This is a genomic window from Mesorhizobium sp. J428 (assembly GCF_024699925.1).
Lineage (GTDB): Bacteria > Pseudomonadota > Alphaproteobacteria > Rhizobiales > Rhizobiaceae > Mesorhizobium_A.
This window is the reverse complement of record NZ_JAJOMX010000001.1, coordinates 3,650,784-3,664,340: the sequence shown is the minus strand read 5'-3', so window position 1 is coordinate 3,664,340 and position 13,557 is coordinate 3,650,784. Positions and strand designations below refer to the sequence as shown.

Here is a 13,557-nt window from a genome sequence, read left to right as displayed (position 1 = left end):
GCGCCGCCATTCGTCTCAAAACTGGATCGCACCGAGCTCCCCGGGCGAGGTGGCTGCCCTCAGCGCCGCCGACAACCGTCGAATCTGCGCCGGCGTGTAGCGGTCGTAGAAGACCTGGTTCTTGCGGCCGATCGCATGCTCGGCGCTGAAACTACCCTGGAAATCCTCGACGCAGACCGAAAAGACCCATTCGCGCAGCGCCGCCTCGAAGGCCCCGTCGGCGAGGCGCGGATCGTCTTTCGCCACGACAAGGTTGAAGTGCACGCCGCCATCGCCGACATGGCCGAAGTCGCAGATCTCGACACCCGGAAAGCGATCCGGCATCTCAGCCTTCATCCTGTCGAGGAATCGCATGATATCGCCGCGCCGGAAGGCGAGGTCGAAGGCGATCAGCCGTCCGCGATGCTTGACGCCCTCAGACAGCGCATGGCGCAATGCCCAGATCTCGTGCGGCGGGCCGACGAAGGCGTCCGCCAGAAGCGCATCGTCCTTCTCCCAGATGTCTGCGAGCACCTCTTCCAGCACGGCGTCGAGCGGCTGCTCGCCCGCACGCGGCGCGTTCGTCCGCGACACTTCCGTCAGGATGACGAAGTCGGGCACGCGGCCGTCGCCGAAGGGATTGCGCAGCGACGGCACGTGGTCCAGTGCCGCCCGCACCGCATTGCCGGACATGCCCTCGAAGGCGGAGAGATACGAACCCAGCGCATTCTCCATCGCCATCAGCAGCATCGGCACCGCCTCGGACGACGACGGCACCAGCAGCGCCGTGGCGCTCTGGCGCGGCAGCGGTTCGAGGTTGAGCACGCATTCCGTGACGACGCCGAAGGCGCCCGACGTGCCGACGAACAGCTGCTTCCAGTCGACGCCCGTGTTGTTCTTGCGCAATGCCGAGGAGAGGTCGAGCACCGTGCCGGCCTCGTCGCCCAGCACTACGGTGAGGCCCAGAGTGTTGCGGCGCACGTCGCCGTAGCGCAGGAAGCGCGAGCCGCCGGTGTTGGTCGCTACCATGCCGCCCAGCCGCGGGTCCGCCCCGAGGTCGATCGGAAAGAACAGGCCCTGTTCCTCCAGCCGGCCGCTGAGGTCCGACAGCCGCAGCCCTGCGCCCGCCCGCACCGTGCGGTTGACCGGGTCGAGCTCGAACACGCCGGTCAGCCGGTCGAGGCTCAGCACGCCCTGCGCCCCGCTCGCGTCAGGCGTCGCGCCGGACACGAGGCCGGTATTGCCGGACTGCGGCACCAGCGGGATTGCATGCCTCACGCAATAGGCGACGACCGCGGAGACTTCCGACGTCGAAGTCGGCCGCGCCACGAAGGCCGCCCTGCCCTTGTCGTAGCGCGCACCCGTCTCGTAGGCAGCCATGTCGGCCGCCGCGACGAGAAGACCCTTCTCGCCGAGCAACGCCCGCAATGCCTCGATGTGCCCCGCTTCGATCATCGTGCGTCCGTCACTCGGCGGCGACGGCCTGGCCGATCACCGCGAAACAGGCCTCGATCGAGGCGCGCTCGATCTCGGCGTAATGGGCGAACTCGTCCAGCACCGAAGCCCCCAGATCGCGCTCGAACATGATCTGGTTGGGGCTCGCGACGAATTCCTGCGCCGCCTCGTCGCCGAGGTTGGACTGGAAGATGCCGGCCGCGCTCACAGGCAAGAAGTCCTCATAGACGATCGGGTCGAACTGGACGAGGCCGTCGGCGATCGCCGTTTCGAGGTCGACCCTGCGGCCGGCGACGGCGCGGCCCTTCTCGGTCAGCGAATAGCTGAAATAGCCGAGCCCCGCCTTGCGCAGCTCGTTCCAGTCGTCCGGAAGCGCCTTGAACACCTCGGCAAGTGCCGCCTCATAGGCGTCCGCATTCGAGCCGTCGGCGGCTGGGCGCACCTTGGCGCGCGTCTCGTTCAGCAGCGCATCGTAGAGCGCGCGGCCCTTCGGCGTCAGCGCCACGCCGCGCTGCTCGATCTCGCCGAAGCGGGCGGTGTGCGAGCCTTCCCGCCACTCGCCGTTGTCGCCGATGAAGGAAACCGGCTCCTCCAGCGCCTTGAACGAGGTCTGGCGCAAGAGGATCGGGCACTCGCGGGTCGGCGGACCTTCCACCACGGCCTTCGGCGCGATGCCGTGCTCCGGCATCAGCGCCTGCACCTTGTCGATGTCGAGCGTGCGCGGGGTCAGGTGATTGATGTGCGGCCCCTTGAACGAGACCACATCGGCGATCAGCCGGTGCGCATCGTGCAGGCGCTTGTACATGCCGGCATCGACGATCGCCCTGTCGTGCCAGCGGAACGTCTCCAGCACCTCGGCGACGAATTGCTTCGCATCCGCCTCGCCGAGCCCGCCCTGGCTTTCCGCCTTTTCGATCAGCCGCACCGCTTCGTCGGTGAAGATCTTTCGCGACGCGAGCACCTCTGCGGCCTGTTCGCGCAGCGCCGCATCGGCGATCAGGTCGAGCCGCAGCAGCGAGGTGAAGACGCGGAACGGATTGCGCTTCAGGCTCGCATCGCCGATCGGCCGGAACGCGGTCGAATGCACCGGCACGCCCGCCGTCGACAGATCATAATAGCCGACCGGATACATGCCCATCACTGCGAAGGCCCGGCGCATCATCGCCAGTTCCTGCGGCGTGCCGAGCCGGATCGCGCCGTGCCGCTCCTCGGAGATGCGGTCGAGCGAATCGGTCGCCTCCAGCCGCGCCTTCAGCGTCGGATCGGCCGAAAGCTTCTGCTGGTTCACCCGCGCGACCAGCGTCATCAGCGTGCCGTAGGCCGGCACCTCGTCGCGATACATCGCCGACATCGCGGCTGAGAAGGCGGAACGGATGTCGTCGGCGGAAACGAAGCGTGTATCGGTCATCGGGATCGGTCTCGAATTTATGCTAGCCATCATTCGCGATCCGGATCATATCTGAGCTTACGCGCGCGCTCTCATGATGTCTTTGACTGACTTGATGCGGAACCGGAATGAACCTGAGCCGAACCCTGATCCCTGACCTGATGGTCCTGCAGGCCTTCGAAAGCGCCGCCCGCCACGGCAATTTCACCCGTGCGGCGACCGAACTGAACCTGACGCAGAGCGCGGTCAGCCGGCAAGTCAAGACGCTGGAACAGCAGCTCGGCGTGCTTCTGTTCGAGCGGGTGCGCCAGCGCGCGGTCCTGTCCGACGCCGGCCGCCAGTTGTTGCCCTCGGTGCAGCGCCTGCTGGCGCAGTCGGAGGAGATGGTGCTGCGCGCCCGCGCCGGCGCCGACGGGCGCACGGTGCTGTCGATCGCTACCTTGCCCACCTTCGGCAGCCGCTGGCTTATGCCCCGCCTGCGCGATTTCCTCGAAGGCCATCCGGGCGTCGCCGTCGACGTCGCCTCCCGCGCGCAGCCGTTCGACCTGGAGGCGGAGGACGTCGACCTCGCCATCCATTACGGCCAGCCGGTATGGGCCAACGCCGTCTGCACCTATCTGTGCAGCGAGGTCATCCTGCCGGTGGCAAGTCCCGCGCTCCTCGGGGCAAGCGCGGTGCGCGAGCCGGCGGATCTCGAAACCCGGCCGCTGCTGCACCTCGCGACCCGGCCAAAACTGTGGGCCGAATGGTTCCAGCTCAACGGCCTCGGCGGCGAGCAGGCCTATCGCGGCAACCGCTTCGACCAGTTCGCCATGGTAATCGAGGCGACCGTGCGCGGCATGGGCTTCTCGCTTTTGCCGCTCTACCTGATCGAGGACGAGATCGCGTCGGACCGCCTGCGCATCGTTTTCGACCGCCCGATGCCGACCGACAACAGCTATTATGTCGTGCTGCCCGAGAGCAAACGCGACGACACGCTGGCCCAGGCCTTCCAGGCCTGGCTGCTGAGCCAGGTCGGCACGCGGCTGGCGTGAGATGCCGGAACGGTGCGCGGATCGGAACTGAAGATTGTTGGCTGGGGAACCTGGATTCGAACCAGGACTAACGGAGTCAGAGTCCGTGGGTCTACCGTTAACCTATTCCCCAACGCTGCCGAGAAAATCGTCGCGGCTATGGTGCGGCGGCTTTTATCGACGGGAGCGAAATAGTCAAGCCCAAAGGCGAATTCAAGGCATGTGCCGGACGGTCGCCGTCGTGTGATCCTCCTCGCAAGCCCCTTGGTGATTGGCCAACGGACTGCTATGTTATCGTCAACGCTAGACAAAGCGCGATGCCGCGTCCCGATCGGGTTCGCGCCGCGCACGAAGGACATCACGTGGACGACCCCGACACGAGCGGCAATGCGCCGCATCGCGGGGGGCATCCGGACGAAACCGGCGACGAACGCCGAACGTCCGGCGGCGATCGCGGACAACCGCGGCAGCCAGGCAAAGCGGCGACGCGCGAGCGGGCCGTGGCCCCCAGCCAGACACATCGCAAAAGGCGAAAGCGCAAGCGCGGCCGCAAGGTTTTTGCGCGCGACGGGTCAGCAGTGCCGGCGCCCCAGGCCGGCGCGAAGGATCCGCAAGGCCCGGCCGCACATGCGGGGACCGAGAATCGCGCGCACGCTGCCGTTGCGACGCACGGCACACCGCAGTCATCCAGCGGTGCGGCTGACGCCCCCTCGGCAGGCGCCTCCTCTTCCGGCGAATCCGCGGGCGCACCGAACGGCAGGAACGGCGCGGCGGCCTATCCGCGCGCGCCGCGCCCAGGCGACCAGCCGGTCTATGCCGCGCTCGACCTCGGCACCAACAATTGCCGGCTGCTCGTCGCGGTGCCGACCCGGCCCGGACAGTTCCGCGTCATCGACGCCTTCTCGCGCATCGTGCGGCTGGGCGAAGGACTGACGGCCACCGGCCGGCTCGGCGACGCCGCGATGGCCCGCGCCATCGACGCGCTCGCTGTGTGCGCCACCAAGCTCAGCCTGCGCGAGATCCGCATGAAACGGCTGATCGCGACCGAGGCCTGCCGCTCGGCCGGCAATGGCGAAGAGTTCCTCAGCCGAGTCACGGAGGCGACGGGGCTTGAGCTCGAGATCGTCGACCGCGAGACCGAGGCGCGGCTCGCCGTCTCCGGCTGCGGCTCGCTGGTCGAGCCGGACACAGAGGCGGTGGTGCTGTTCGACATCGGCGGCGGCTCCTCGGAGATCGCACTGATTGATCTTTCGGGCGAGCGCAGCCCGCATCTCGCCCGCCACATCGTCTCCTGGACCTCGCTGCCGGTCGGGGTCGTCTCGCTCGCCGAACGCTTCGGCGGCCGCCACGTCACGCGCGAGGTCTTCGACGACATGGTGGCCGACGTCGCGCGCATGCTCAATGCCTTCGAGGGGCGCGACAGGCTCGGCCGCCTCGTCGGCGGCGGCCGTTTCCATCTCCTCGGCACCTCCGGCACGGTGACGACGCTCGCCGGCGTCTATCTCGGGCTCGAGCGCTACGATCGCAAGCGGGTCGACGGGCTGTGGCTGGAACGCGCCGATGTTGACGCAATGACCGAGCGGCTGCTGGGCTGGGATTTCGCCGCCCGCGTCGCCAATCCCTGCATCGGCGCCGACCGCGCCGACCTCGTGCTCGCCGGCTGCGCCATCCTTGAGGCGATCCGTCAGGTCTGGCCGTCGGAGCGGCTGAGGGTCGCCGACCGCGGCCTGCGCGAAGGCATCCTCACTGAGCTGATGGCGTCGGACGGCGCCTGGCGGCGCAACCGCTGGCGGAGCGCGCCATGAAGAAGCCGACCTCTGGCAAGGGGCCGACCCGCGTCCTCCGAACGAAGATCAAGAAGAAGAGCGGACTGAAGGAATCCTCGCGCCGCTGGCTCGAGCGGCACATGAACGACCCCTATGTGCAGCGCTCCAAGGCGGAAGGCTACCGCTCGCGCGCGGCCTACAAGCTGATCGAGATCGACGAGCGCTACAAGCTGCTGAAGTCCGGCATGCGGGTGGTGGACCTAGGGGCCGCCCCCGGCGGCTGGTGCCAGGTCGCGGCGCGCAAGCTCGGCTCGACCGACGCGAAGCCGCTGATCGCTGCGATCGACTATCTCGACATGGACCCGGTGCCGGGCTGCGTGATACTGAAGAAGGATTTCCTCGACGACGACGCGCCCGCCGCCCTCATCGAGGCGCTCGGCGGCCCGCCCGACGTGGTGATCTCGGACATGGCAGCACCCACCACCGGCCATCGCCGCACCGACCACATCCGAACCATGCATCTCGGCGAGGTGGCCGCCGACTTCGCAATCTCGGTGCTGAAGCCCGGCGGACATTTCCTCACCAAGACCTTCCAGGGCGGCACGGCAAACGACCTCCTGACCATGCTGAAGCAAAACTTCAAGTCGGTGCATCACGTCAAGCCGCCGGCTTCGCGCGACGAGTCGGTGGAGCTGTTCCTGCTCGCGAAGGACTTCAAGGGGCGAAAGGACGTGGATCAGGTATTCTCAGGCTCCGAGGACTGACGCCCTCACTCCTGAGGCGGGTTGATCGGTGTCGTCGAGCGCGCCACCGGGGCCTTGCCGGACACCGAGCTGCCGGCGTCGGGATCGAGCCAGACGAAAGGCAGGGCGGCGAGCGAGGTGAGCGCCGCCACGATAAGGAAGGCCCAGACAAAAGCGTGGGTCGTCAGCGCCTCGCCGGTGATCAGCGAGATCGCCTCCAGCGCCCCGCCCGCCACCGCCACGCCCAGCGCGATCGAAATCTGTTGCGTTGCAGCCGCCAGCGCTGTCGCCTGCGCGGCCTGGGCCTCCGAGATCTCGGCGAAGACCAGCGCGTTGACCGAGGTGAAGAACAGCGAGCGCAGGAAGCCGGAGGCGAACAGCACGGCCACGATGACAGGCCAGGGTGTCCCGGCCGTGAAGGACGCATTGATGGCGATGAAGGCCGCCCCTGCCAGGCCGCCCGCGATCAGCACGTTGCGGAAGCCGCCGGCCCTGAGCGCCGCCGAGGCCATGAACTTGAGCAGGATCGCGCCGCCCGCCGAGGCAAATGTCAGCATGCCAGACTGGAACGGCGTCATGCCGAAGCCGAGCTGGAAGAACAGCGGCAGAAGGAACGGCACCGCGCCCGCCCCGATGCGGAACAGCGAGCCGCCGAGGATCGCGGCACGAAAGACAGGATTGGAGAAGAGCCTGAGGTCGAGGATCGGCAATGGAGTACGCCGAGCATGGCGCACGTAGAGCCAGCCGCACACGAGCCCGAACAGCGCGGTCGCCAGGCCAACGACGGGCGGCAGCGCCGGCAGGCTGACGACCGACAGGCCGAAGACGATGCCCGAGGCGGCCAGAGCCGACAGCACGAAGCCCTTCCTGTCGAGCGAACCGCCGCCGCTCGGCTCGATGTCGGGCAGCACGCGACCGGCGAGATAGATGCCGGCCAGTCCGATCGGCAGGTTGATCAGGAAGATCCAGTGCCAAGTGAAGAAGGTGGTGATGAAGCCGCCGACGGGCGGGCCGATCAGGGGGCCGATCAGACCCGGTATGGTGAGCCACGCCATCGCCTGCACCAGTTCGGACTTCGGCGTCGCGCGCACCAGAACGAGCCGTGCCACTGGTGTCATCATCGCGCCGCCCATGCCCTGCACGAAGCGCGCCACGACGAAGGCTCCGAGCGAGCCCGCGAACGCGCAGGCGACCGAGCCGACGACGAAGACGCCGATCGCGATGCGGAACACGCGCTTGGCGCCGAAGCGCTCCGCCATCCAGCCGCTCACCGGGATGAAGATCGCCAGCGACACGAGATAGGCGGTGAGCGCCAGCTTCAGTGCGACCGGGCTGGTGCCGATGTCGGAGGCGATCGCCGGCAGCGAGGTCGCGATGACGGTCGAATCCATCTGCTCCATGAACAATGCGACCGCCAGCACCAGAGGTGCCGTTCTGCCGAGCGGGGCAGGCTCCATGGATGTGGAGGAAGAATTTGCGCGATCCTGCATGTCGCCGCGCGGTTAGCACGGAGCGCGCGGCTTGTCGCCACCGATCGACAGGGCCAGCCGCTTTGCCTGAGGGCTACTTCTTCGCCAGCTCCTCGGCATACGCCTTCACGGCCTCGATCCGCTGTTGCGTCGCAGGATGAGTGGATAAGAAATCCGTCCCGGAGCCCTTTTCCAGCTTGTCGCGCATGATCTCGAGAAAGCCAACGATCGCCTCCGGGTCCTTGCCTGCCTTCAGCATCAGCTCGACGCTCGATCTGTCGGCCTCTGCTTCCTGTCCGCGCGAATAGGAGAGGCCCGCGAGCGCCGATCCCTGCACGAGGATGTCCTCCGCGCCCGCGCCAATGTCGCCGCCGATCAGCATGATGAGGGCCGCGATGCCCGCCGCGCGGTAGAGCTGGCGCAGCGAGTGCTCGCGCTCGACATGGCCGATCTCATGCGCCAGCACGCCGAGGACTGCATCCTGGCCCGGCACCAGCGTCACGAGTTCGTCGGTGAGGATGATCGAACCGTCGGGCAGCGCAAATGCGTTCGGGCCGATCGAGCTGCCTTTGCGGAAGTGTAGCGCATAGCCTCTCTCCCCGCGCGGCGTCAGCGCCGCAAGGGCAGAGAAACCCTCGCGGATCGATGCCTGTCGGGCTTCCGGCAGCTCGCTCTTCGCCAGCAGCGTCTCGTCCAGCGAGGCGAGCGCGCCCTGGCTCATCAGTTGCGGCACCACCGGCGGCGTGATCGCGACCGCCACCTCCACCAGCACCGGCACCGCAAAGCGGTAGATCAGGAAGCAGAGCCCCACGACGAGCGCGGCGAAGACGAACAGGCGCGGCCTGAAGCGCTCGAGTTGGTGGATGGCCCCTGCCGCGCGCACTGCGGCGCCTGCGATAGCGTCGACGCCGTCATTGTCCGCCGTCTCGAACAGGCTGCCGTCCGGGAAAGACAGCCGGCGCGGGATTGAGCCCACGCGCACGGAAAATTCGATTTCGGCCGGGGCCGCTCGTGCCAGCACAGCCTCGCCGGCCACAACGATCAGGTCGCCGTCGCCCGCCCTCGAGATAGCCGCCTCGACCTTGCGGCTCGACCCCGGCGGAAACCAGGCGCCGCGGACGGGTTCAGAAGCCAAAATCGAAGCCCTCGACGTCCATGTATTCGGCGCCCACCGCCGAACCGGTGTCCTGCACGTCGCCAAGATAGTCGTCGAGCGAACCGGAGACTTCGAGCGCGGTGGCGGCCGCCAGGAACGTCGCCATGCGGATCGCCGCCCACGGCCGCGCGAGGCCGAGCGACAGGACGGTCGCGACCAGGTTCGTCACGGTGATCCAGGTGAAGCGGCCGCGATGGATGGCGGAGCGGAAGCGGTGGCGTCCATCGACCACCGTGGCGTTCAGAGCCACGTTGCGCGTGCCGGCGCGGTAGATCAACGTCACGATGGCGAGGATGACAATGAAAGGCAGGAAGGACGTCATCAGCACCTGCAGGATCGCAACAACGACGGCGTCCGCGTCGTTCGTGCCGGTCGAGACATCCTCGTAAAGCGCATAGAGCGCGCTGCCGAGCGCCAGTGCGGACAGGCCCAGCACCACGAGGGTCGCGAGCAGGATCACCGCCGGCAGGAGCCACTGGCCGTAAAGCTTGCGCAGCGCCGGATCGCTCGTGATCGGCCTGCCGCCATACATCGTGTTGGCGAGCATATAGCGCCACATCCAGCGCGAAGCGACGGGCGCCAGGATACCGAGCGTCAGCCAGGTGACGGCACCACCCAGCACATAGGCGCGAAACGCGCCCCAGTAGCCGCCGTGGAAATCGAAGCGGACATTGCGAAAGCTCGTCACCCGCGCATTGAAGCGCAGCCCGCGCATGACGAACCAGGGCAGCGCCAGGACGAAGAGCGGGACCAAGACGAGGCCCGCCGGCGGCACCACGTTGAGGACGACGTTGTAGACCATGAGGACGATCAGCACGATGATCCGCCCGATCAGGATCTGCACCGGCCGTGCATGGTAGTCGAAGCTGGACCCTGCCAGATGCGTGTTGCCGTAGAAGTAGCGCAGCCGTCTTACTTTCGCCCAGGCAGAGTAGATGCCGAACGTCACGATGGTCAGCAGAATGTTGACGATCCAGATGCCGAAATATTCGCGGGTCGTGCCGGTGAAGACGAAAGGCTCGACGCTTCCTCCAACGCTTCTCGGTGGCTCCGAAGACAGCGGCTGTGCCGCCCTCCCCCAGGGTTGTGTCGTCGCCATGCCTGTCCCCGATCCCCATCGACGGCCGGTAACTTGCAACCCCCGGCAGAGGCTTGCAAGTGAAACGCGCGACAGCGGAAGCGGATTCGATGCTTTGCATTCCGTCGCAGTCGTGTTACCAGCCGCTGCCAATCCTGAAAGGGAAATTTCGAGTCGGCGCGGCCCACACCCCGGGCGTCAGCGCCATATTCGTATTCAAGGATCGGCCAATGGCGAAAATCATCGAGACCGCGACCGGCGCCCAGGCGCTCACCTTCGACGACGTGCTGCTCCAGCCCGGCCATTCCGACGTGATGCCGGGCGAGACCGACGTGCGCACCAGGATCGCTGGTGATATCGAACTCAATATCCCGATCCTGTCGGCGGCGATGGACACGGTCACCGAGGCCAGGCTCGCCATCTCGATGGCGCAGGCCGGCGGTATCGGCGTCATCCACCGCAACCTGTCGCCGGACGAACAGGCCGAGCAGGTCCGCCAGGTCAAGAAGTTCGAGTCCGGCATGGTGGTGAACCCGGTCACCATCGGCCCAGACGCCACGCTGGCCGACGCGCTGGCGCTGATGAAGGCGCACGGCATCTCCGGCATCCCGGTCGTCGAGAACGGCGGCGAAGGCGGCCAGCGCACGGGACGCCTCGTCGGCATCCTCACCAACCGCGACGTGCGCTTCGCCTCCGACCCGTCGCAGAAGGTCTACGAGCTGATGACGCGGGAAAACCTCGTCACCGTGCGCGAGAACCGCGTTGACCAGGACGAGGCCAAGCGTCTGCTCCACAGCCATCGCATCGAAAAGCTGCTGGTGGTCGACCAAAAGGGCCACTGCGTCGGACTGATCACCGTCAAGGACATCGAGAAGACGCAGCTCAACCCCAATGCCTCCAAGGACGCTCAGGGCCGCCTGCGGGTCGCCGCCGCCACCAGCGTCGGCCAGGACGGGTTCGAGCGCGCCGAGCGGCTGATCGCGGCCGGCGTCGACCTGCTGGTCATCGACACGGCGCACGGCCATTCGCAGCGCGTGCTCGACGCCGTCACCAAGGCGAAGAAGCTCTCCAACTCGGTGCGCATCCTCGCCGGCAACGTCGCCACCGCCGAGGGCACCCGCGCGCTGATCGACGCGGGCGCGGACGCGGTCAAGGTCGGCATCGGTCCGGGCTCGATCTGCACCACCCGCATCGTGGCCGGCGTCGGCGTGCCCCAATTGTCCGCCGTCATCGCGGCCGCCGAGGAAGCCGCGAAGTCAGGCGTATCGGTCATTGCCGACGGCGGCATCAAATATTCCGGCGATCTCGCCAAGGCGCTCGCCGCCGGTGCGAATGCCGCGATGATCGGCTCGCTGCTCGCCGGCACCGAGGAAAGCCCCGGCGAGGTCTACCTGCACCAGGGCCGCTCCTTCAAAGCCTATCGCGGCATGGGTTCGGTCGGCGCGATGGCCCGCGGCTCGGCCGACCGCTATTTCCAGGCCGAGGTGCGCGACACGCTCAAGCTTGTGCCGGAAGGCATCGAGGGCCAGGTTCCCTACAAGGGTCCGGTCGGCGGTGTGCTGCACCAACTCACCGGCGGCCTGAAGGCGGCGATGGGCTATGTCGGCGGGCGCGACCTGGCGGAGTTCCGCGAGAAGGCGCAGTTCGTGCGTATCTCCTCGGCCGGCCTGCGCGAGAGCCACGCCCATGACGTGACGATCACGCGCGAGAGCCCGAACTATCCGGGCGGAATGTAGGCCAGATCGGCGCAGCCAAAGGAACCATTCGACCACGCGCCGCGTCCCTATGCTATAGGGGACGAATCTCCCCTGGCAGGAGGAAGCCGCAAGGTGCCGCAGCGCGCATCGACCCTAGCCCCGTTCCGGCACCCGACCTTCCGAGCCCTCTGGATCGCGACGCTCGTCTCCAACCTCGGCGGGCTGATCCAGGGCGTCGGCGCGGGCTGGATGATGACGACCATTTCCGATTCGCACAGCATGGTCGCGCTGGTGCAGGGCGCCACCACCCTGCCCATCATGCTGTTCTCGCTCGCCTCGGGCGCGCTCGCCGACAATTTCGACCGGCGCCGGATCATGCTGTTCGCGCAGATCATGATGATGGTCGTGTCGGTGGCGCTCGCGGCAATCGCCTATCAGGGCTGGATCACGCCGTGGCTGCTGCTTGCCTTCACCTTCCTGCTCGGCTGCGGCACGGCGCTGCATAATCCGCCCTGGCAGGCCTCGGTGGGCGACATCGTGCCCCGCGAAGACCTTCCGGCCGCCGTGACGCTCAACTCGATGGGTTTCAATCTTATGCGCTCCGTCGGCCCGGCGGTCGGCGGCATCATCGTCGCGACAGCCGGTGTCGCGGCGGCGTTCCTCGCCAATGCCGTGAGCTACATCACGCTGATCGCAGCCCTGTGGCGCTGGAAGCCGGTCTATCCGCCGCGAGCCCTGCCGCGCGAGAGTTTCCTCAGCGCAATGTCAGCGGGCCTGCGCTACGTCTCGATGTCGCCAAACCTCCTGATCGTGATGTTCCGCGCCTGGCTGTTCGGCATCGCCGCGATCTCGTCTCTGGCTCTGCTGCCGCTGGTGGCGCGCGAGCTCGTCGGTGGCGGCGCACTGACCTATGGCGGCCTGCTCGGCGCCTTCGGCGTCGGCGCGATCCTCGGCGGCTTCATCAACGGTATCGTGCGCGAACGGTTCAGCAACGAGTGGATCGTGCGGCTCGCCTGCATCGGTTTCGGCCTGAGCAACATCCTCGTCGCCCTCAGCAGCAATGTCTGGCTCAGCCACCTGCTGCTGCTCCCTGCCGGCGCCTGCTGGGTGTTTGCGCTGTCGCTGTTCAACGTCACGGTGCAACTGTCGACCCCGCGCTGGGTCGTGGCCCGCGCACTCTCGCTCTACCAGACGGCCACGTTCGGCGGCATGGCAATGGGAAGCTGGCTCTGGGGCGCGGCTGCGGATGCGTCCGGTCCGGCCACGGCGCTCATCGTATCGGGTGCTGTCCTCATCGCCAGCGTCGCCGTCGGGCTATGGCACCGCCTGCCTGAGTTCGGCGCGCTCAACCTCGATCCGCTCGATCAGTTCCGGGAACCAGAGCTGCGTCTCGACCTCAAGGCCCGCAGCGGGCCGATCATGATCATGGTCGACTACACGATCGCGCAGGAGAACGTGCCCGCCTTCCTGGCCGCGATGACGGCGCGCCGGCGCATCCGGATCCGCGACGGTGCGCGGCAATGGGCGCTCCTGCGTGATCTCGAGAACCCCGAGGTCTGGACCGAGAGCTATCATGTCCCGACCTGGATCGAGTATCTGCGGCACAATCAGCGCCGCACGCAAGCCGATGCCGAAGTGAACGAAGCACTGCAGAAGCTGCACAAGGGGCCGGCGCGGCCGCGCGTGCACCGGATGATCGAGCGCCAGACCGTGCCGGTGAGTGACGACATGCCACTCAAAGGCACGCCAGATATCCTGTAGGCGCCACCGTGGATTGCATGCCACCGCGAATCGGGTAGCGTCGGCGCGGACAC

General features: G+C 67.4%; 10 protein-coding genes and 1 tRNA gene. 5 read left to right on the top strand and 6 right to left on the bottom strand.

The window, feature by feature from the left end; genetic code table 11:
• Nucleotides 1–15: 15 nt before the first annotated feature.
• The gene (locus LRS09_RS18325; protein WP_257808300.1) at nucleotides 16–1,434 is read right to left on the bottom strand and encodes an FAD-binding oxidoreductase; all 1,419 of its coding nucleotides are present in this window, start codon (nucleotides 1,432–1,434) and stop codon (nucleotides 16–18) included.
• 10 nt (nucleotides 1,435–1,444) lie between these two features.
• On the bottom strand, nucleotides 1,445–2,842 hold the full coding sequence (locus LRS09_RS18320) for a VOC family protein (protein ID WP_257808299.1): 1,398 nt from the start codon (nucleotides 2,840–2,842) through the stop codon (nucleotides 1,445–1,447).
• A gap of 107 nt (nucleotides 2,843–2,949) precedes the next feature.
• On the opposite strand from LRS09_RS18320, the gene LRS09_RS18315 reads away from it, so the two are divergent.
• Nucleotides 2,950–3,855 carry a LysR family transcriptional regulator gene (locus LRS09_RS18315; RefSeq protein WP_257808298.1) on the top strand — a complete coding sequence of 302 codons (906 nt, stop codon included), beginning with the start codon at nucleotides 2,950–2,952 and terminating at the stop codon, nucleotides 3,853–3,855.
• Between the two features lie 38 nt (nucleotides 3,856–3,893).
• Here the strand turns inward: LRS09_RS18315 and LRS09_RS18310 are convergent.
• Nucleotides 3,894–3,967, bottom strand: a tRNA-Gln gene (locus LRS09_RS18310).
• 229 nt (nucleotides 3,968–4,196) lie between these two features.
• Between LRS09_RS18310 and LRS09_RS18305 the strand changes: the two genes are divergently transcribed.
• Both LRS09_RS18305 and LRS09_RS18300 read left to right on the top strand, forming a co-directional pair.
• Nucleotides 4,197–5,639, top strand: coding sequence for a Ppx/GppA phosphatase family protein (locus LRS09_RS18305; RefSeq protein ID WP_374684858.1), 1,443 nt, complete (start codon nucleotides 4,197–4,199; stop codon nucleotides 5,637–5,639).
• Nucleotides 5,636–6,364: an RlmE family RNA methyltransferase gene (locus tag LRS09_RS18300; RefSeq protein WP_257808296.1), complete on the top strand. Its 729-nt coding sequence runs from the start codon at nucleotides 5,636–5,638 to the stop codon at nucleotides 6,362–6,364. Before LRS09_RS18305 ends, LRS09_RS18300 begins: the two co-directional genes overlap by 4 nt.
• 5 nt (nucleotides 6,365–6,369) lie before the next feature.
• Here the strand turns inward: LRS09_RS18300 and LRS09_RS18295 are convergent, their stop codons facing one another.
• The 3 genes from LRS09_RS18295 to LRS09_RS18285 form a co-directional block, all read right to left on the bottom strand.
• The gene (locus LRS09_RS18295; RefSeq protein ID WP_257810243.1) at nucleotides 6,370–7,800 is read right to left on the bottom strand and encodes an MFS transporter; all 1,431 of its coding nucleotides are present in this window, start codon (nucleotides 7,798–7,800) and stop codon (nucleotides 6,370–6,372) included.
• A 106-nt stretch (nucleotides 7,801–7,906) separates the two neighbouring features.
• Nucleotides 7,907–8,947 carry a M48 family metallopeptidase gene (locus LRS09_RS18290; protein ID WP_257808295.1) on the bottom strand — a complete coding sequence of 347 codons (1,041 nt, stop codon included), beginning with the start codon at nucleotides 8,945–8,947 and terminating at the stop codon, nucleotides 7,907–7,909.
• A complete protein-coding gene (locus LRS09_RS18285; protein ID WP_257808294.1) occupies nucleotides 8,937–10,067 on the bottom strand; it encodes a YjgN family protein in 1,131 nt (376 codons plus the stop codon). The genes LRS09_RS18290 and LRS09_RS18285 overlap by 11 nt, the downstream gene beginning before the upstream one ends.
• A gap of 209 nt (nucleotides 10,068–10,276) precedes the next feature.
• Between LRS09_RS18285 and guaB the strand changes: the two genes are divergently transcribed.
• Nucleotides 10,277–11,782, top strand: coding sequence for an IMP dehydrogenase (gene guaB / locus LRS09_RS18280; RefSeq protein WP_257808293.1), 1,506 nt, complete (start codon nucleotides 10,277–10,279; stop codon nucleotides 11,780–11,782).
• Nucleotides 11,783–11,875: 93 nt separating this feature from the next.
• Entirely contained in the window at nucleotides 11,876–13,504 is a 1,629-nt protein-coding gene (locus LRS09_RS18275; protein ID WP_257808292.1) for an MFS transporter, read from the top strand.
• Nucleotides 13,505–13,557: the final 53 nt, after the last annotated feature.